This is a genomic window from Gammaproteobacteria bacterium (assembly GCA_029882975.1).
GTDB lineage: Bacteria > Pseudomonadota > Gammaproteobacteria > SZUA-152 > SZUA-152 > JAJDNG01.
The window spans coordinates 243,589-261,197 of record JAOUJW010000002.1; the positions used below are offsets into that span (position 1 = coordinate 243,589).

At 47.1% G+C, this 17,609-nt stretch carries 19 protein-coding genes, 1 tRNA gene and 2 rRNA genes; 11 read left to right on the plus strand and 11 right to left on the minus strand.

The features are described 5' to 3' along the window. Positions 1-109: 109 nt before the first annotated feature. The 10 genes from OEY58_02840 (at position 110) to OEY58_02885 (ending at position 7,029) form a co-directional block, all read left to right on the plus strand. Positions 110-1,318 carry a phage major capsid protein gene (locus tag OEY58_02840; GenBank protein MDH5324377.1) on the plus strand — a complete coding sequence of 403 codons (1,209 nt, stop codon included), beginning with the start codon at positions 110-112 and terminating at the stop codon, positions 1,316-1,318. Between the two features lie 9 nt (positions 1,319-1,327). Then, on the plus strand, positions 1,328-1,915 hold the full coding sequence (locus OEY58_02845) for a hypothetical protein (GenBank protein ID MDH5324378.1): 588 nt from the start codon (positions 1,328-1,330) through the stop codon (positions 1,913-1,915). A 10-nt stretch (positions 1,916-1,925) separates the two neighbouring features. Then, positions 1,926-3,935 (plus strand): tape measure protein, encoded by a 2,010-nt coding sequence (locus tag OEY58_02850; protein ID MDH5324379.1) that lies wholly within the window; start codon positions 1,926-1,928, stop codon positions 3,933-3,935. 8 nt (positions 3,936-3,943) lie between these two features. Continuing rightward, the gene (locus OEY58_02855) at positions 3,944-4,285 is read left to right on the plus strand and encodes a hypothetical protein (protein ID MDH5324380.1); all 342 of its coding nucleotides are present in this window, start codon (positions 3,944-3,946) and stop codon (positions 4,283-4,285) included. A 409-nt stretch (positions 4,286-4,694) separates the two neighbouring features. Further along, complete coding sequence (locus OEY58_02860) at positions 4,695-5,090, plus strand: hypothetical protein (GenBank protein MDH5324381.1); 396 nt, start codon at positions 4,695-4,697, stop codon at positions 5,088-5,090. Further along, positions 5,087-5,332 (plus strand): hypothetical protein, encoded by a 246-nt coding sequence (locus tag OEY58_02865; GenBank protein MDH5324382.1) that lies wholly within the window; start codon positions 5,087-5,089, stop codon positions 5,330-5,332. The genes OEY58_02860 and OEY58_02865 overlap by 4 nt, the downstream gene beginning before the upstream one ends. A gap of 121 nt (positions 5,333-5,453) precedes the next feature. After that, the gene (locus OEY58_02870) at positions 5,454-5,951 is read left to right on the plus strand and encodes a hypothetical protein (protein ID MDH5324383.1); all 498 of its coding nucleotides are present in this window, start codon (positions 5,454-5,456) and stop codon (positions 5,949-5,951) included. A gap of 215 nt (positions 5,952-6,166) precedes the next feature. Then, positions 6,167-6,469 (plus strand): hypothetical protein, encoded by a 303-nt coding sequence (locus OEY58_02875; GenBank protein ID MDH5324384.1) that lies wholly within the window; start codon positions 6,167-6,169, stop codon positions 6,467-6,469. 13 nt (positions 6,470-6,482) lie between these two features. After that, a complete protein-coding gene (locus tag OEY58_02880) occupies positions 6,483-6,698 on the plus strand; it encodes a hypothetical protein (GenBank protein ID MDH5324385.1) in 216 nt (71 codons plus the stop codon). A gap of 43 nt (positions 6,699-6,741) precedes the next feature. Beyond that, positions 6,742-7,029 carry a hypothetical protein gene (locus OEY58_02885; GenBank protein ID MDH5324386.1) on the plus strand — a complete coding sequence of 96 codons (288 nt, stop codon included), beginning with the start codon at positions 6,742-6,744 and terminating at the stop codon, positions 7,027-7,029. A gap of 54 nt (positions 7,030-7,083) precedes the next feature. On the opposite strand, the gene OEY58_02890 is transcribed toward OEY58_02885, so the two are convergent. Next, a complete protein-coding gene (locus OEY58_02890) occupies positions 7,084-7,377 on the minus strand; it encodes a hypothetical protein (GenBank protein MDH5324387.1) in 294 nt (97 codons plus the stop codon). Between the two features lie 237 nt (positions 7,378-7,614). Between OEY58_02890 and OEY58_02895 the strand changes: the two genes are divergently transcribed. Then, complete coding sequence (locus tag OEY58_02895; protein ID MDH5324388.1) at positions 7,615-8,727, plus strand: Fic family protein; 1,113 nt, start codon at positions 7,615-7,617, stop codon at positions 8,725-8,727. Positions 8,728-8,856: 129 nt separating this feature from the next. Here the strand turns inward: OEY58_02895 and OEY58_02900 are convergent, their stop codons facing one another. From OEY58_02900 to OEY58_02945, 10 genes are all read right to left on the minus strand, one after another. After that, positions 8,857-9,471 carry a Fic family protein gene (locus tag OEY58_02900; GenBank protein MDH5324389.1) on the minus strand — a complete coding sequence of 205 codons (615 nt, stop codon included), beginning with the start codon at positions 9,469-9,471 and terminating at the stop codon, positions 8,857-8,859. Next, a complete protein-coding gene (locus OEY58_02905; GenBank protein ID MDH5324390.1) occupies positions 9,471-9,671 on the minus strand; it encodes a hypothetical protein in 201 nt (66 codons plus the stop codon). The genes OEY58_02900 and OEY58_02905 overlap by 1 nt, the downstream gene beginning before the upstream one ends. 353 nt (positions 9,672-10,024) lie before the next feature. Continuing rightward, positions 10,025-10,100: transfer RNA gene (locus tag OEY58_02910), tRNA-Thr, on the minus strand. A 97-nt stretch (positions 10,101-10,197) separates the two neighbouring features. Continuing rightward, entirely contained in the window at positions 10,198-10,866 is a 669-nt protein-coding gene (locus OEY58_02915) for an SPOR domain-containing protein (GenBank protein ID MDH5324391.1), read from the minus strand. Continuing rightward, the gene (locus OEY58_02920; GenBank protein MDH5324392.1) at positions 10,863-11,648 is read right to left on the minus strand and encodes a type III pantothenate kinase; all 786 of its coding nucleotides are present in this window, start codon (positions 11,646-11,648) and stop codon (positions 10,863-10,865) included. The genes OEY58_02915 and OEY58_02920 overlap by 4 nt, the downstream gene beginning before the upstream one ends. Next, positions 11,645-12,673, minus strand: a complete 1,029-nt coding sequence (gene birA, locus OEY58_02925; protein ID MDH5324393.1) for a bifunctional biotin--[acetyl-CoA-carboxylase] ligase/biotin operon repressor BirA — start codon at positions 12,671-12,673, stop codon at positions 11,645-11,647. The genes OEY58_02920 and birA overlap by 4 nt, the downstream gene beginning before the upstream one ends. 46 nt (positions 12,674-12,719) lie before the next feature. Next, positions 12,720-13,778 (minus strand): cyclic nucleotide-binding domain-containing protein, encoded by a 1,059-nt coding sequence (locus tag OEY58_02930; GenBank protein MDH5324394.1) that lies wholly within the window; start codon positions 13,776-13,778, stop codon positions 12,720-12,722. Between the two features lie 215 nt (positions 13,779-13,993). After that, positions 13,994-16,672, minus strand: a complete 2,679-nt coding sequence (locus OEY58_02935) for an EAL domain-containing protein (GenBank protein MDH5324395.1) — start codon at positions 16,670-16,672, stop codon at positions 13,994-13,996. 394 nt (positions 16,673-17,066) lie between these two features. Beyond that, positions 17,067-17,182 (minus strand): 5S ribosomal RNA (gene rrf, locus OEY58_02940). A 108-nt stretch (positions 17,183-17,290) separates the two neighbouring features. Continuing rightward, a 23S ribosomal RNA gene (locus tag OEY58_02945) occupies positions 17,291-17,609 on the minus strand; the annotation flags it as partial.

Below are 17,609 nucleotides of genomic sequence, written 5' to 3' on the forward strand. Positions count from 1 at the left end.
ATCTTCACGCATGTCATAGTAGATGCAATAAGCGGCCATCTGCGCTGATCGAATGACAGCGCTCACCCATTGGTGAACAGCTTAAATCGAAACCAAAGGAGCAAATGTAGTGAAAACCAAGATACGCAAGCTGAAGGTAAAGCGCCAAGCGTTGGAAAAGCAGGCTAAGACGATCATAGACCGGGCGGAAAAGTCAGGCCGAGACATTACCGACACGGAAAACGAACAAATTAACAGCCTGGCGGACCAAATCGAAAGTCTTGGTGGTGAAATCAGTGTTTTGGAGCAGTACCTCAGCGTACAACCCGGCTTCAAGAACTACGGTCAATACCTTCAGGCTGTGTATCAAGCGTCGGGGCCCGGCGGAAACATCGACCACCGACTGATCAGCGCCGGGCCGGTAACCTACGGCAATGAAAGCACCGGCGCCGATTCGGCCTATGTGGTCCCGCCGGACTTCTCAAAAGAAATATTTCAGATTTCTCTCGGAGGTACAGCTTTACTCCCCTTGACGGACAATACGGAAATCAAGGGTAACAGCATGGCATTTCCTGGGGATGAAACAACCCCTTGGGGTAGTGAGGGGGTTGTTGCGTATTGGGAGGACGAAGCCGACGAAGCCGTTCAAACCAAGCCATCACTCACACCATCTGTCCTGCGCATGAAAAAATTGATTGCATTGGTACCGGTTACCGATGAGCTACTGGCAGACGCCGTTGCGCTAAGCCAATACCTGACACGGAGAACAGCAAGAGCCATACGCTGGAAAGTTAATGACGGAATTGTTAACGGCAATGGCGTAGGACGCATGAAGGGCGTCTCCACGCACCCCGCTTTAATCGTACAGGCCGCGGAAGGCGGACAGTCGGCGGACACTATACAAGCGGCCAACGTAGCCAAAATGTACGCCAGGATGCCAGAGGACAGCATAGAAAGCGCCGTTTGGTTGTTCAACAATACCGCCTTTCCCCAGCTGATGACCATGAGTGTGGGCAATTCCCCGATTTGGACACCACCACAAAGCCGACAGGATCCGCCAGCCGGCCGCCTGATAGGACGCCCCTTGTACTTGTCTCAATCTTGCCAGCAATTGGGAGACCAGGGAGACAGCTATTTTCTAGACCTTCAAAGTTATCGGACCATCACAAAGGCCGGCGGAATCGAGACCGCCACCAGCATGCACATGTGGTTTGATCGGGACATGAGCGCATTTCGCGCAGTATTTAGGATTGATGGCCAGCCATCCGTAAGCCAGACCATCACCGGTAACCAAGGCGACACCCTGAGCCCTTTTATCACATTAGCCGCACGCGCATAAGGAACTGACATGGAAATAGCAAACACAGTATTGGACCAACTCAAAGAAAGCGACCTGGGAAAACAACTACAGTCGGATTACGAATCCAAGCGGATAGAAAAACGCCGCCAGATTCAGATTGAAATAGACAAACAACAAAAGGAACACGTGGCCGATGGTGTACGTCTGAATGAAAAACGACGCCAAATTCAAAAACGCATTGATGATGCTAAGCAGAAATTGCTTCAAATAGAACGAGAACGCCTACAAGTGGATTCCGAGTTGATGCAGCTAACCCGCTACGAACTAAAAGTATCCCGCTTAAAAGCCGAACTGGCCAACTCTATCCCTCAAAGTGATAAGGAAAAACTGACTGCATTTATTTCCGACATGCGGGAACTGTCCGACAAAAACCGCCGGAGCTTTGCCACGGGCAGCCACACTGTAAAGACACTGGGCGGCCACAAGAAAAAGATTTACTCCAACGCTGAAGAGTGCGACGCAAGGGACGAAGCTATCAGGCATGCCATACGCCAAGCTGAGGAAGTTCGGTACAGCGTGGATACCGATATATCGGCATTCTTGGACAACCTCAGAGAATCGGTTCCAAAGCTTTAAGGAATAAGTCATGTCGACCAAGGAAATCGGCTCCCTTGCAATCAACCTCCTGGCGAACACCGCAAAGTTCACCAAGGAAATGGAGCGGGCCAACAAAAAGTTGGACTCGTTCGGCGCGCAAGCTAAGAGCGCAGCGAAAATAGCAGCGGGAGCCTTTGCCGGTATCAGTGTGGCGAGAATGGCTGGCGACGTTATCAAAGCCGCCGACACCATGTCATTGCTCGAAAGCAAAATCCGCCTGGTCTCCAAATCCAACGAAGAAGCCGCAATAAGACAATCCGCCGTATTTGAAAGTGCTCAGCGTACCCGGTCAGAATACGAGGCTACTGTTACCCTGTATAGCCGTATGGCGCGCGCTACGGATACCCTGAACCTTTCCCAAGCCAAACAACTGCAGCTAACCGAAACGATCAATAAGGCCATTAAGGTTTCCGGCGCGACGAATACGGAAGCAGAGGCCGCAGTGACCCAGCTCTCACAAGGATTGGCAGCAGGCGCACTCAGGGGCGAGGAACTCAATAGCGTCATGGAGCAGACGCCCAGGTTAGCCCAAGCCATTGCTCAGGGTATGGGGCTCACTATCGGTCAACTGAGGGAGTATGGGAAGCAGGGCAAGTTAACGGCCGAAGCGGTTGTGAAAGCCCTAAGCTCTCAATCAGACGCAATTCAGCGCGAGTTTGAGAAAGTACCCGTTACGGTAGGCCAAGCTACCACTCAGCTTGAAAACAGTCTCCTGCGCTTATCCGGTAGCCTTAAACCCGTCAATGACTTGATAGCCTCATCCATTGCCGGTTGGGCTCGACTGATTGATAAAATCTCAGGGGCTCAGCCGGGTGAGGAAAGGTTTAACGAGCTATTTAAGAAGCGTCTGGAGTACACGGAGGCATTAACCAATGGCACCGGGCGATATTACACCCTGAACAAACGAACGCTGAAAGAGCGAATCGAGGCGATAGATGTTGAACTGAGGAAGCTGCAAGATACTCGAATTGAAACGGAAAAGCTTGCAGCAGTAGAAGCCCAGCGCGAATCGGCTCGCCCCCAGAAACCCAAAGAATTCTCCCGCAACGATGCAGAAAAGCAGCGCATAAAAGACTTGAGCGGCATTGAATCCCTAATCCTGAAAAACCAATCAGCCCAGGAAGCCGCGAACGATTCTCTGCTGCGATACAACGGACTATGGCAAGGCGGGCTAATGTCCGTTGAGGCGTACACAGAGAAAGTTAGAGATGCGGCCCAGGCGTTTGATACATCAGGCGGTCAAAACAATCGACTGGCCGAGATAGAAAGCGAGATGGCTGGAGCGGAAGAAAGAATCCACCAAAGTTACGCAAACCGCGCCCAAATTATTGAGACCGCCTTACAGAATAAAGTAATTACTCAAGAGCGGTACAACACCTTAATTGCTCAAAACGCAGCAAGGCACGAAGAAGAAATTACAGCAAAAGCAAACGCGGAAGCGGATAAGCGCGCAAAGTACGAGAACCGTATAGCTCGATTAAAACTGCAGGTTGCCCAAAGTTACGCAGACGCCATCTACACAATCGGCCAAGAAGCAGGAGGCAAAACATTTAAATACGCTCAGCGAGTCAGTGCCGGTATCACCTTGATGAGCGCATGGCAAATGGCCGCAGGTGCCGCCGCCAATACACAGCTTGATTTCTGGGGTAGGGCTGCTGTTTATGCTTCCGCTTTGTCTATGGGTTTGAGGGCTGTTTCTCAGATCCGGTCTACTACTATTGGCGGAGGTGGCGGCGGCAGTGTCGGATCAGGCCCTACCTTTCCATCGGTTAATGAAAGAGTGACCAATCGCCATATTGAGAAACTAGAAGAACAACGAGCAATGCAGGGCTCGCAAGGCTCAGGAAAACAACTTACAGTGAATCTAAACATGAACGGCAATTGGATTGCTAATCAAGACATGAAGGAATATTTTAAGGAAGTTTTCACGGATCTCGTGGACTCGGATCACATAAACATTACCGTATTAGGTGAAAAAGCACGGGTAACAACTGCGTGAGGTGACTAATGACAATCGTACAATTCAAGACAGAATACGAGCAAATGAAAGACGGCATCAGGCAAACACTGCAGGACATGCTCAGCCCGTTGAGTCCGGATGTTTCAGGGAAAATACTTGATGACGCAATGATAACATTCGACAAGTTTTGCCCGTATATGACTCGATACAATCTTAATGGTCCCGAAGGGTTGACTCAAGAACAATCGGACTCAGTGCAAAGCATGCTTCAAGGGTTCGCGGATGAAGTGCATCGATACTATTCAACGGAAATGACAAAACTGCTCGCGCAAAACGTAAAACTAAAACTCCAAATTGAGCTGGATCGGCAAGTCGAGCCGGTCAAATAACACACTCCCCCCGGTAATATTGCGCTTGACTCGTGGTGTGGGAGTGCTAGGATTGGTTTAGCTGGCTATATCCAGCCGGGATTAGACCTCCGCAATCAAAAAGGCGTAAGCGCCTAAAGTGACCTTTACTGAAACAGTACGTCACCAGCGCTTTTTTTATGCCTGTTGTTTTTGGCGAGCTGTACAGGCCCCGAAAGGGGGCCGTTTCCTTTTTGGCGGTAGGTCTAACCTGTACGGCTTGCCACCTATTCGATTAGACCCGGATCGGTGGCTGTAACAATTCAAAAAGGAGACCTACCACATGAAAACCCAACCCAAACTATCCGACTAAGCAAGTAAAGAAGACATCCTGAAACACAATTTAAGCGAGATTGAAGGCGCTTTCTGGGATGCTCACGCACAAACCGCCATGCTTAGAAAAGCCGTGGAAAACGAATCAGACGGCGCCTACGACGATGTTTTCCGCTGCCTTCGTGTCATCCAAACCGCTATACAAGAGAACACCGCGGCGCTTACTGAGGCTGTTGAAGACTACTTGCATGAGCGCAATCAAGAAATCGAGGAACAGGAGAAAAGCCGGCCGCCCTTTTGGGAACAAATGGAAGAATCCTTCGCCCCTGGCCGGTTAATGGTTAACTATACGCTGATGGCACTGCAAGGAAACCGCTTCGACCTGGATCGCCCTGAGGAACAATACCACGACATTGTGAATGAGGTTTACACAGAAGTATTGAAGCTTAGAGCAATGAACAAGGAGCAGTTGAGAAAGTACCGTGAAAGCCAATGGGTAGGAGGTGCAGCATGAGCGATACACCCTTTCAAATGAATAGCGTTGACCAGTTAAAGCAAAAAGAACAGGCCATCCAGAGAGTATCCGATTCACTCTGGGATATCTGGGCCCATGTCTCCACGTTACACAAGGCCGCTTCTTACTGTGACGATACCGGGGAGCATTTTGAAACGACCGAGGTTGAACGGATATTGAAACGGCTCGAAAAAGAGCTGAGCGACAATGCCACGACATTGGCGGGTATCCGGTTTATATAAACCTGAGCAATCTGCTATCAGCCCCGGCTATGTGCCGGGGTTTTTGTTAGCAATGGTTGATTAAAACACATTTCCCAAGTTATCCTCCGGGTTATCTAAACCGGAATCTTGACCTATGTATATGACAGATCGAAAAATCAAATTTGAACAAGCCCAGCTAAACCTCCGGGAGATGTACAAGGAAAATGGTCGTACTGCTCGAGCTATTCTTGATTGGCGCTATAAGGTTATGACAAGATATTTTGTTTCAATGGGTTTATGTGGAGCAGCATTTAAGTGGGTATATGAAACGGAAGGCATTCGAGAATATTCTTTTGTCCCGTTACTGCTAGCAGCTCTGGTTTCGATTAGCTCCTATTTCATGGATCGAGCAAATAATGCGATGCTAAGCGACCAACTCAAAACAGGGGCAAAAATTGAAGAAAAAATGGGGTGCGGCATCAAAGGGTGGTACACAATATCGTACGACCGAGTCAAGCCGTACTATAGTGGTTCTGATGGATATTCCTACTCAGTGATTTTGAAGTGGCTTTACTTGCTCAGCTTTTTCGTTTTATTCCTGCTAGCGTTAGTTTCGATGGAAATTAACTTTGAATCCTGTTATATGTCTACTCTCTAAATAGTTCTTCGCTTATTTTACATGCAGCTAGCCGCCCAACGTAGGTTACCAGCTCTTTTCCCTGATACACAACACCAGCACCATTTCCCCGATCTTTCACACTTAACTGAGCCAGATCATTACCCAGGATTTAGGGTGGTGCATTCGGCTTCTGATTGCGTTACAAACTATTCCCAGCAGTACACAAACCATAAATCAGAAATTGGAGGGGAGTTATGAGCGCAAAACCAGAAGATGTTCAATTTCGAATCGTGAGGGACCAGGAAGAATCCGGGCGCAGTGAACTTGATATTAATACGCTGCTTTGCCAACTGCTCCAAAGTGCGCAGGTTTTGGAGGCAACAATTCTCTATATCACCAAGCACGGAATCAATGTTGGGCAAGATGGCATTACCTCAGAAGTGCTTTTGGCAACAAGCAAAAAAGCAGTGAGTCAGCTGTTTGGGAACGTGTACGATCTTGAAGGTAAGCTCGGCATTTCCATGGATGATAAAATAGTGAAAAACGAATTGTACTAAACCGGAGGGAATTATGAGCGCAACATTAGAAGTTGTAAATACAGAACTCGATAAAGAAAGCAGCGAATCTGATTATATCGAAGCAATGTCTGCAGAGCAGGCCATAGCTAATATACTGAATATTCTTGGTGAAGCCGCTATGCGCAAGTACAAAGCCAGAGAGCCGAAAGTAGCCGCGATTGGGTTTCTGACAGGGGTAGCTATGGCTGCTATCTATTTTAACTTATAAGTAGCAGCAGTAAAGATCAAAACAAAAACAGAGGAGAGTTACTATGAGCGCATTACTTGAAGATGTTGTAGCTGAAGTTCACAAACACGAACCTCCGGCACTAGAAAGCAAGGTCTTTCAATTAAACCCCAAAGCCAGCCGGTCTCAATTGGAAGATGAAATAACAAGAATCCTACAAATGGCCAGCAGTCAAACCATAGTCATGCGAAGCGATGGTGACGACTTTAACAACTGGAGCGATGACATTCGGCATTCATACATTGAAGCGCTTCGGCTTAATATCGAAAATGCCAAGAGCTTGTTTGGGCATTATAGCAATATGGTTCGGTAGTGTAAGCATGGCCCCGGCTTAGGCTGGGGCTATTTTGCAGAGACTAGCTGAAATTTATTCTTTGCCAAAACAAAGTTTACTTTCAAGCGAACTAATTTCTCCCAACGCCCACGAAATATGATCTGAGTAACTGCGACCGTTATCGATATCTGCCCCAAACATCGCATTAATGTGCCAGTTAAGATTAGTCAATTTCTCCCACGTATATTGACCATACCTATCGTTTTCCACACTTGTTAATTCCAGTATAATTGTTTTAACTGCCGCAAAATTGGCCGCATCAATTTCGTTGCCACATTCTTTTAGTAAGTTTTTTATTTTTCCAATAGCTACTAGTGGTTCGTTCATTGTTCACTCCTCCCGAAAACCTATTTTTCGTACACCATTAATTCATAGTTCGGTGCAGCATGTTTATAAAGTGTAGCAGTAGTAACACCTAGCTCTAACGCTACATCAACATATTTTTCCAAACCGACTTATTGTATTCTACCAACTCCAATTGATGCGCACCCGCATCTGCCATGATAAAATTTGGTCGTTCTCGGAAAAATGCCTACGCGCGCCACCAAAAAGGAAGTCAATGTAATGAGCCAAACTCCATGTTTGCCTGATAGTCTGCCTATTCAAAACTTGGACTGGCGAAGGCTGGCAAGTTATTGTAGCAAAGCAACTTTGGCCGTAGCCCGATACGATGGAACTCTAGCTGGAATGGTCAATGCTGTAGTACTACTTTCTCCCATAACTAATCGCGAAGCTGTCCTGTCTTCACGAATTGAAGGTACCCAAGCCTCGCTAGTAGAGGTACTGCAGCATGAAGCTGGAGAAGAATATACAATGGAAAAACAGGGAGATATTGACGAAATCATAAATTATCGTCGCGCTTTATTAATGGCAGAAAAGGAATTAGAAAAACGTCCAATCTCTCTTCAGTTAATTCGTCAACTGCATTCAGTACTAATGGAAAATGTGCGTGGAGGAGACCAAACGCCCGGATCGTTCCGCACCATTCAGAATTGGATTGGCCCTCGCGGTTGCAGAATCGAACAAGCTCGTTTCGTTCCACCTACTCCGATTATAATGCAATCATCAATGACAAACTTAGAACAATATATCTTATCTGATGATGTAGACCCACTTGTCCAACTCGCAGTATTGCATGCGCAATTTGAAATCATCCATCCTTTCAAAGATGGAAACGGTCGATTAGGAAGAATGTTGGTTCCTCTTTTCCTTTATCAGAAGAATGTACTACAACGTCCTATGTTCTATTTGAGCGAATACTTAGAAGAGAATGATAGCAAGTACCGAGATCGGTTGCTCGCTATTACTGACGATGGGGACTGGCAAGGTTGGGTTGAATTTTTCCTACAAGCGCTACACCAGCAGGCTGAACGCAATACGGAAAGAGCCAAAAACATCCACCAATTGTACGATGATATGAAACAGCAATTTGTCGATGCGACCCATTCTCAATTTGCTCTGCCAGCCCTAGACGCTTTTTTTTCCAGGCCTATTATGAATGCACCAGACTTCATCAAGATAAGTGGGGTATCTAATAGGGGAACAGCTAATGGCTTGTTAAAACAATTACTTAATAAAAAGCTTATCAAAATCGTACGGCCAAGTTCGGGACGAAGACCTACAATTTACGCATTCCCATCCTTGATTAATATAGCTGAAGGACGGGATGTTTTTTAACCATATGAAATATATAGAAATTAATGTACGGTTTACCTAACACAAAAATATTAGCGTACGAAATAGAGCTTTTTACCGTACGCTAATAAACTGTTTTTGGAATTAGGATTACATGGAGACCGGGAAGCTTCAGGGAGACGATGCCTGACCACCGATTTGCTCTGTAAGTAATTTACTAATTAAGGCGTGGAGGTCTGTAAGATCGAGGGAGCCAGTGGATAGAGATTTATCTGCTTTTTGTAGCGCAGCAACGTAGTCGTCCCTATCTCTCCGCAGTAGCTCTGGAAGAATTGTTGTCCCCGGCAGCCACTGTTCTAGCTTCAAACACAGAACAAAGTAGCATGCCGCTCGTGCAGTACGTCCATTTCCATTTATAAACGGGTGAATAAAATTTAATTTCCATAGCACGAATGCAGACAACGCTAAAGGGTCTGACTTTTCCCAAAATCTATTCACCTCATTCACGAAATCATGCATCAGAGCAGAGACCCTGTAATGTTCAGGCGGGTTGTAATCTCCAACCGTAACCTGGCAAGGCCTGTAATCACCTGCGTTTGTATGCAGGCAAGAAATTGCTTGGAAATTTAAAGCTTTGAGTACATTTGATGAAAGAAATGGCCTATTAATAGCCAGGGAAGCCAAAACTATTGAACGAAGAAAATCATATTGACGACTACCGTTTGATATTTCTAAGTCCTGATAAACCTGATGTTGCTCACTCCCAGTAAGCTCGAACAGTATCATTAAGCTTTTATTCCCTCCTGCTCGGAAATAACCTGTTTTATATGTTCGCGAGTAACATTACTATCTGAACTCATCGAGCCGTATACAAAAGAAACACGTTGTTCGAGGATTTCCACGGGACCAAGTTTCACCTGTGAACTTTTTTTAAGCGCGTCTAATAACTGTCCATCAGTTTTCAGTTCTGAAATATTATTTCCCATTGACTCCCCTCCAGTTTTGGCCCTAGTCACTATTTCGGCACAACAAATTAAATCTTGAAAACTTAATTCAGCCAAGCAAGTACAATACCAACAATACAACTCTATGAATTACAAGCAATTAAGAAAAGCCAGTAGAAATAATTAACACAAAAGTGTAAAGAAAAACTACACCCAGTATTAATTAAATAGCCTAAAATCTCTAATTTTCAATATGTTAAAATTTATGAAACTCTTATTGATTCTTATGACCAGCATTCTATAACAAGGTTTCATTGTTTAGCAATCACGTTACCAAAAATGTTACCAAAATAGAATTTAACGAAGGAAGAATTTCAAAAACTACTTGAAAAACATGGAGCTGGCGATAGGATTCGAACCTACGACCGGCTGATTACAAATCAGCTGCTCTACCGACTGAGCTACGCCAGCGTATAAAACGCCCACCATTGTTGGTGGTTTTGCTCCTGGACAGGAGTTATTCAGAGCCGCGTATTCTACGCAAAACCCGCCCTGACCGCAATTTTTCTTAGCTGCAATCGCGTTTTTTCAATTGCAGCAGGGTCAGGGAGCTGGCGATGGAGTTGATGTTCTCTACTACGTCGGCTTTGTCCTTTTGCACGTCGATATCGATCCAAAACTGGTCTTTGGTAACGTATTGGATTTCCACTTCAGGTTTGACACCCATCTTCCGTAAATTGCCCATGCGGGTTTCCGCGGCATCTTTATTGCTGAAAAGACCCAGGGAGACGGCATTTTTCATGCTGCCACGCCCCATAATAAATACGTCTTTCATACCCTTTTTTTCCAATTTGACCACTTGCTCGCGGGCATCTTGCCAACTTTTAAAGGCAGGTAAATATACCCAGTACCCGGATGAGATTTTCTGTTTTATCTTGTGGGTATTGGTCAAGACACCGTAACTTTCCAACGTTTCTGATATGGGTCTGGCCAGGTCCACACCGTCGAAGGGGCCCATGGTAAAACACGCGGCCAATGCAGGTTTCTGTGGCTTATCCGGTTGTTCTTTTAACGGTTTTTTGGGTTTCTTTTCTGAAAATTTGGCCTCACTGAGTAATATCAATGTGGGGGCACCGGATGCTATCGGACGTGGCTCTTGGGAGCGCCCGGTGGCTTGGGTCTGCCACAGAAAAAAGGCCACATTCAGAGTAACAAAGAAATAAAAAACAATTTTCATATGGATGATTGGTTCGCCAGCCTTGCCAGCCCCCTTAGGACTAGGTCCGCATCGTAGTGGAAATCGCTGTTTAAGTGCTCTTTTAACTGTTCACCGGTACCACCGGTAATGATTTTGACCAAGGAACGCTGGTATTGTTCTTCTATGCGCAAGACTGTGTTTTGTATAAACGCAACCGCCATGTTTAGGGTTCCATTGCCGACACCGTCAGTGGTGTTCCTGGCTAGCAAGTTTACGTCAAAATCCCTATTAATAGAAACACCTGGAGCCAATTGCAGGGAATGACGCATCAATTCCAGGCCCGGAGCAATGAGGCCGCCGCGATGCTGTCCACCGGCTTCCAGTACATCCACGGATATGGCGGTGCCGCAATCAATAATACAGACATCGTTGCGTTCTTGCCCGCTGATGCCCTGCGCAACGGGGCCAGCGCCTAGAAGCGCCATCCAACGATCCACACCCAGCTGCTCGGCTTCTTGGTAAGCATTTGTAATTTCATTAAATTTTTCTTGGGTACGAGCGAAATGTAGAGGTTTTCCGGAGCTTTTGCCCCATTCCTGCAGCACTGACACCAGTGCGTCTCCAGCGACACAGGAGATCCAAACTGGGTCGCATGGCAGCTGGGACCAGTGCTGTTCAATATATTCGGCAGGATCAGTGTGGTGCCAGTCAAAGGCCTGACTGGCTTGGGCTTGGTGCAACCCGATGCCGGTATTCCATTTCACCCGGCTGTTGCCCACATCTACCAGCAGGGTATTGTGGAACTCCTTGCCGGAGTTCACGGAGATACCTCGTCGCTTTCGCTTTTGTCTGCGTCACTGTGGATTTTACGCAGGCTGATTTCACCGGAATGAAACCGTTGAATTTGACCCTGGATTTCCACCAGCAAGGTCCCATCGCCGGCCACTCCCTGAGCAATGCCCTCTATGTCGCCTTGCGCCGTATGCAGGCGCACCGCTTGCCCGGCAAAACCGTCCAAAGGCTGCCATCGGGGTAAAAACGCTGCTAAGTCATGTTGTTCAAATTGCTGAAACATAGCCATAAATTCCGATAATACTAGGGCGATAAGTTCGTTGCGAGAGGGCGTATCCCCCATAGCGGAACGCAAATCGGTCCAGGGCTGGTCGATGGACTCCGAACCGGCCGCACTCATGGAAACATTCATCCCCACCCCCAACACCACGGCACAAGGACCGGCCGCTTCGCCGGTGACTTCCATAAGAATACCCGCCAGTTTCTTGCCGTCATACAGTACGTCATTGGGCCATTTCAGATTCAAACCGGGTAATGTTTTTTGCTGCGCAGCAGCCAAGCGCTGCAAGGCCGCGCTTAAAGCCACCGCTGTGGCAATGTTTAAACCACTGAGGGCAGCAGCCCCTTGTTGAAAGCGCCACAGTATGGATAAGTAAATATTAGCCCCCAGGGGCGAACTCCATTGACGCCCACGGCGGCCCCGGCCTTGAGTCTGCAATTCCGTGAGGCAAACCGTCCCTGAAACAGCACCCTCTCGCGCTCTATTGAGTAAAAGCGTATTGCTGGAGTCTATACTCCAGTGAATCTCCCAAGCAGGGATGACCACTCCCGCATCCAACTGGGAAACGATGAGCTTCTGATCAATGGGTTCCACACGGTGATCCAAGCGATAGCCTTGTCCATGCACAGCAAATACTTCCAGCCCCAGTTGCCGCAGAGAGCGAATATGATTCCACACGGAGGTTCGCGAAACACCCAAACGCCGGGATAGATCTTCGCCGGAGTGAAACTGACCGTCAGACAGGATTTTGAATAATTGTTGTGAATACCCCATAGCCTGGGGATTTTAAACCAGCGGTACGAAAAACGCGATTGTGGTCTTAGGCGGCGGCTTCGATATGCTCCTGAGGCACACCATCCAAACCGTTGTCCAACACGCTGGCATCCAAGCTATGTTGACTCAAAATGTACGTCGCCGTAGAACTACGCCTACCGGTATCGCAACAAACAATGTACTTTCGATCAGGATCCAGCTTGTCCAAACGGGCACGAATCAACGGTAAAGGCAAATTGACACTGCCTTTTATATGGCGGGTTTGGTATTCCTGCGGTAAGCGCACATCCAACCAAACGGCACCTCCTTCCGCGCGGGCATCATCATAGCTGATGGACTTGAGTAAAGGCTCGTTGAGCAATTCCAGAAAATCATCTTTGCTCAGGCTCATTAAGACCCCGTCTGAAGCCATGACCACCGAGGCATTGCGTTTGCCACCGGAGATCAGCGCTTCTTCACCAAAATTGTCCCCCACTTGCAGATTGGCCAGCACCATTCCTTGCGGCGCTTTTTTGGTTTGGCGAATGACCCTGCAGTTTCCTTCACGAATAATATAAAACGTATCGCCTTCGCCACCCTGCTTGATAACCGGCTCCCCGGCTTTAAAGTGGGTTTCCTTCATACGCATAAAAACAGACTGAATATTGGCCGGTGGGATTTTATGAAACACTTTGGCCTGTAGAATTTTTGACATCCAGTCTTCATCACCCTGGTCGTCTTGCAAATCCTGCACCTCGTAGCCACCCGACTGCTCCCAGGTTAACATGATGTCCAGTAAATTTGCGTCTACGCTCAAATACAACACATCCGTTTTGGTCGTCGCCGTACAACGAGCGACTTTACTCTGATCCAAAGGCATTTTGGCTTGCTTACTGCCACCGGTCACTGTACGTGTCTCCACGCCATCCCCCGAAATCTCCACGGCCCCTTTTAACACATAAATAATGCGACCGTTGTCTTCACCTTGCTTAATCAAAACCTTCCCAGACCCGATTTGTCCCATTTTGGATTTTAAGGCCAACTCCTGACAATGATCGGGGCTGAGCGCCTTGACCGGCACCAGGTCCGAGAAAATCTCCGGGTCTATCTTCTGCTCTTCTGACACGAGTACACCTTAAGCTTCAATCACCTGCGGTGATTTTTTTAATAAAACCAACAAGAAAACACCAGAATGGGCTGTAAACTGGTTATTGTCGTAATAGAAATATCGTACCGCGAGGACAAAAAATTTAGCCTGTGCAAGGCCTAATTTGCTGGGAAAGTGTGGCTAAACGCACAACAATTGCAAAAAGATTCCGGGGCGAAGAATCTAAGCATAAATCAGGAATTCTCGTCCAATGCTATCGGTGGATCAATGCCAAATCCCTGGGCGCAATCAACTCCCAATTCACGCAACACCGCCACCACTTGCTTGTTTTCAACATTTTCCGCAATGGTTTTAAGCCCTTGAGAATGTGCCACTTTGTTGATGGCTTCCAGCATAACCCGGTTTTCCGGACTAACATCAATATTTCGAACAAAATTTCCGTGGATTTTTATAAAATCCACGCTCAGATTTTTTAGATAGGCAAAGGTACTCAAACCGCTACCAAAGTCATCCAAACCGAAGCGAAAACCCTGTCCCCGTAACGTCTTCATAAAAGAAACCGCACGAGACAAATTGGCGATAACCGCGGTTTCGTTTACTTCAAAAAAGACCTGTTCCGGATCTATGTTATGATCCTCCACTTGGTCAATGATACAACGCAGCACTTGATCGTCACCAATGGATTGGCCCGACAAATTGATGAACCAGCGACTGTTGGGGGTTTTCGCCACATAGGCAAAAGTGTGCCTTATAACCCATTTATCCACCTCCGGCATAAGGTGAAACCGCTCCGCAGAAGGAATAAAGGCATTAGCAGGAACTATCCTACCGTCTTCACCCAACATTTTTACAAACACCTCATTGGCTTGCTCTGCATTTTCATTATGCAGATCCAAAATGGATTGCGTATACAAACGAAATCGATCATCCACCAAGGCATTTTGTAACCGTTGCGTCCATTGCATTTCGCCGTGACGACGAATTAAATGGGTGTCATCGTTACGGAAAACTTGAACCCGATTTCTGCCTCGATCCTTCGCTTCATAGCAAGCAGAATCAACGCTACTGAGAATCTGCGTCAAATCTCCACTATCTGGACCAATTTCTATAAGACCAATACTGGTTCCAACCTCAAACCGCTTGTTGCCCCAGGTGAAATGGTATTCTTTCACTCGCGCACAAATCGTTTCGGCAATTTGTCGTCCCGTTTGCACATCGCACCCTTCCAACAACAAGCCAAACTCATCCCCACCCAAGCGGGCAAGCGTATCCGACTCACGTACCGATTGCTGAAACAGATGGGTAAGCTGTTTGAGCAGTTCGTCACCGGCAATATGTCCGCAAGTATCATTAACAATCTTGAATCGATCCAGATCGATATAACACAACACATGAGTCCGGCCGCCTCGAGCCACAGAGTCGATGGCTATTTGCAAACAGTCTTCAAACTTACTGCGATTGGCTAAACCGGTTAAAGCATCGTGGGTCGCCAGATATGACATTTCCTGTGCTAAGCGACGTGCGGGCCCCACATCGTGCAAGACCATCACCGCACCGTTGACACCACTTTCTGCAGCAACCAAAGGAGTGACGTGAACTTCTACCTGTGTTTCATCACCTACTGAATTTATCAGCACCACACCATCCGTCAGATCAACAACGCCCCCGGTTTCTATACAACGTTTAACCGGATTGCTGAGTGGCTTACGTGTTTTTTCATCAATCAGTTCAAAGACAGTCTCAATAGGTTGGCCAATTGCACCTGTATCGCCGATAAGGGCCTCTGCCGAGGGATTGAGCATATCCACTTTTCCGTCCGCCGTACTGGTAATCACGGCATCGCCTATGCTACGCAAGGTGGTTTGTGCTTTTTCCTTTTCTTGGCGTAGTTCCATTTGCGCTTTTACGCGGTCGGTCATATCAACCAGGAATACCTGAATAACTTTATGTCCGGCAATGACCAATTGATTGGCCCAAACCTCCACGGGAACGGAATGTCCGTTTTGATGAGTTAAATGGGTTTCAAAGTTAATTTCGATATTTGGTTTTCCAATGTCTTGCTGCCATTCATCTGCGTTTTGAATCAAACCTAAAAAGGAAGTGCCTATAATGTCAGCCACGGGATAGCCGAAAACTTCACTGGTTTTTTTGTTTATCTCAATGATCTTTAGTGAACAATCCAACAACAAAATGGGTGACGGAGCTAATTCAATCAACCGTTGGAAGCGATGCTCTGCCTGTATTCTTTGTTTATGCAACAACTGTGTGTGCACAGCCAACGCTGCTTCGTGTGCCAACCCTTCCATTAAGGCGACATCACGCGGGGTAAAATGTACTTTGCGCTCACGAGTCATGGTCAGTAGCACACCCATGACCTCACCTTCGATCAGCAATGGCGCTGCAATACCGGATTGGGCGCTGAATTGGCGCCGAATTCTTTGACTGACTCTGGGATCTGTTTTTACATCGTCTATGGCGACCGTATGCCCAGCTTTATAAGCCAATCCAGACAAAGAACTTTCGGTAAGCGGTAGTTCAAAATAGCCTTCTGGCTTATATGCACCGTAATCAGTAGCCACCCCAATCAAGGATTGATTATCCTGATCGTACAATTCAATTACTGAGGTGTCGCACCCTAAAGCATCCTGACAAATTTGGATTACGTGTTTAAAAGAGTCTTCCAGTGTTTGCGAGGTATTTCCACTGGTAAGAATCTTATGGCTCACATCCAGAATTTGCTCCAGGATATGATAATCCTCTCTAAGGTGGTGATATTTGCTACTCAAAGCGTCCTTTTCTTCAGGCGCACTACCACCACTGCCACCAACCTCGCGGTAGTGTCCGTAGTTGCATAACTTCTGAATTGGACGCAAAGGTGCCAACAATCTGATTAACTTATTGAATAATACCACGTTTTCCTCAACCACATCGGAAAAGATGCTTTACTATGTGTCCCCATATTCGCTAGGTTATCGTCCAGCAAGGGAAATTTGTTATCCCAAAAGCATAGATAATTAAAGGAAAATTAAGGAAATTCTATGCGGAAGGTAGTAGCGGAGAGCGGCGCGTCACCGCCACGCCATACGGTTAAACCAAGGTAATAAAAAACCCCCGCCATATAAATTATGACGAGGGTTTCTGAATTAAAGCCTGGCACGACGCCCATGGATGGGCTAGTGTCGCGAGAGGCATGGATGCCGAAAGCGACTTGTCCTGAATAAAAAAGTCACCGCCACGCCATACGGTTAAACCAAGGTAATAAAAAACCCCCGCCATATAAATTATGACGAGGGTTTCTGAATTAAAACCTGGCAGTGTCCTACTTTCACATGGGGAGACCCCACACTATCATCGGCGCTGAGCAGTTTCACTTCCGAGTTCGGAAAGGGATCGGGTGGTTCCCACTCGCTATTGCCGCCAGGCAAACCGGTTGTAACTTAAGCGTTTTGGCTTAAGTCTAACAATTCGAGAAGTGTGCTAAGTATCATGTTACAAGCCTGCACATAATACCCAAAGTACTTGAGTGTTATATGGTCAAGCCTCACGGTCAATTAGTACTGGTTAGCTTCATCCGTTACCGAACTTCCACACCCAGCCTATCAACGTCGTAGTCTTCGACGGACCTTTAGGGGTATCAAGTACCCAGTGAGATCTCATCTTGAGGGGGGCTTCCCGCTTAGATGCTTTCAGCGGTTATCCCGTCCGTTCATAGCTACCCGGCAGTGCCACTGGCGTGACAACCGGAACACCAGAGGAACGTCCACTCCGGTCCTCTCGTACTAGGAGCAGCTCCTCTCAAATCTCAAACGCCCACGGCAGATAGGGACCGAACTGTCTCACGACGTTCTA

What these genes read in the sequence shown, in the direction of transcription:
- OEY58_02850 (MDH5324379.1), top strand. Translation starts at nt 1,926, where the DNA reads ATGTCGACCAAGGAAATCGGCTCCCTTGCAATCAACCTCCTGGCGAAC.
- OEY58_02865 (MDH5324382.1), top strand. Translation starts at nt 5,087, where the DNA reads ATGAGCGATACACCCTTTCAAATGAATAGCGTTGACCAGTTAAAGCAA.
- OEY58_02860 (MDH5324381.1), top strand. Translation starts at nt 4,695, where the DNA reads ATGCTTAGAAAAGCCGTGGAAAACGAATCAGACGGCGCCTACGACGAT.
- OEY58_02845 (MDH5324378.1), top strand. Translation starts at nt 1,328, where the DNA reads ATGGAAATAGCAAACACAGTATTGGACCAACTCAAAGAAAGCGACCTG.
- OEY58_02875 (MDH5324384.1), top strand. Translation starts at nt 6,167, where the DNA reads ATGAGCGCAAAACCAGAAGATGTTCAATTTCGAATCGTGAGGGACCAG.
- OEY58_02855 (MDH5324380.1), top strand. Translation starts at nt 3,944, where the DNA reads ATGACAATCGTACAATTCAAGACAGAATACGAGCAAATGAAAGACGGC.
- OEY58_02895 (MDH5324388.1), top strand. Translation starts at nt 7,615, where the DNA reads ATGAGCCAAACTCCATGTTTGCCTGATAGTCTGCCTATTCAAAACTTG.
- OEY58_02880 (MDH5324385.1), top strand. Translation starts at nt 6,483, where the DNA reads ATGAGCGCAACATTAGAAGTTGTAAATACAGAACTCGATAAAGAAAGC.
- OEY58_02885 (MDH5324386.1), top strand. Translation starts at nt 6,742, where the DNA reads ATGAGCGCATTACTTGAAGATGTTGTAGCTGAAGTTCACAAACACGAA.
- birA (MDH5324393.1), bottom strand. Translation starts at nt 12,673, where the DNA reads ATGGGGTATTCACAACAATTATTCAAAATCCTGTCTGACGGTCAGTTT.
- OEY58_02890 (MDH5324387.1), bottom strand. Translation starts at nt 7,377, where the DNA reads ATGAACGAACCACTAGTAGCTATTGGAAAAATAAAAAACTTACTAAAA.
- OEY58_02905 (MDH5324390.1), bottom strand. Translation starts at nt 9,671, where the DNA reads ATGGGAAATAATATTTCAGAACTGAAAACTGATGGACAGTTATTAGAC.
- OEY58_02900 (MDH5324389.1), bottom strand. Translation starts at nt 9,471, where the DNA reads ATGATACTGTTCGAGCTTACTGGGAGTGAGCAACATCAGGTTTATCAG.
- OEY58_02870 (MDH5324383.1), top strand. Translation starts at nt 5,454, where the DNA reads ATGACAGATCGAAAAATCAAATTTGAACAAGCCCAGCTAAACCTCCGG.
- OEY58_02915 (MDH5324391.1), bottom strand. Translation starts at nt 10,866, where the DNA reads ATGAAAATTGTTTTTTATTTCTTTGTTACTCTGAATGTGGCCTTTTTT.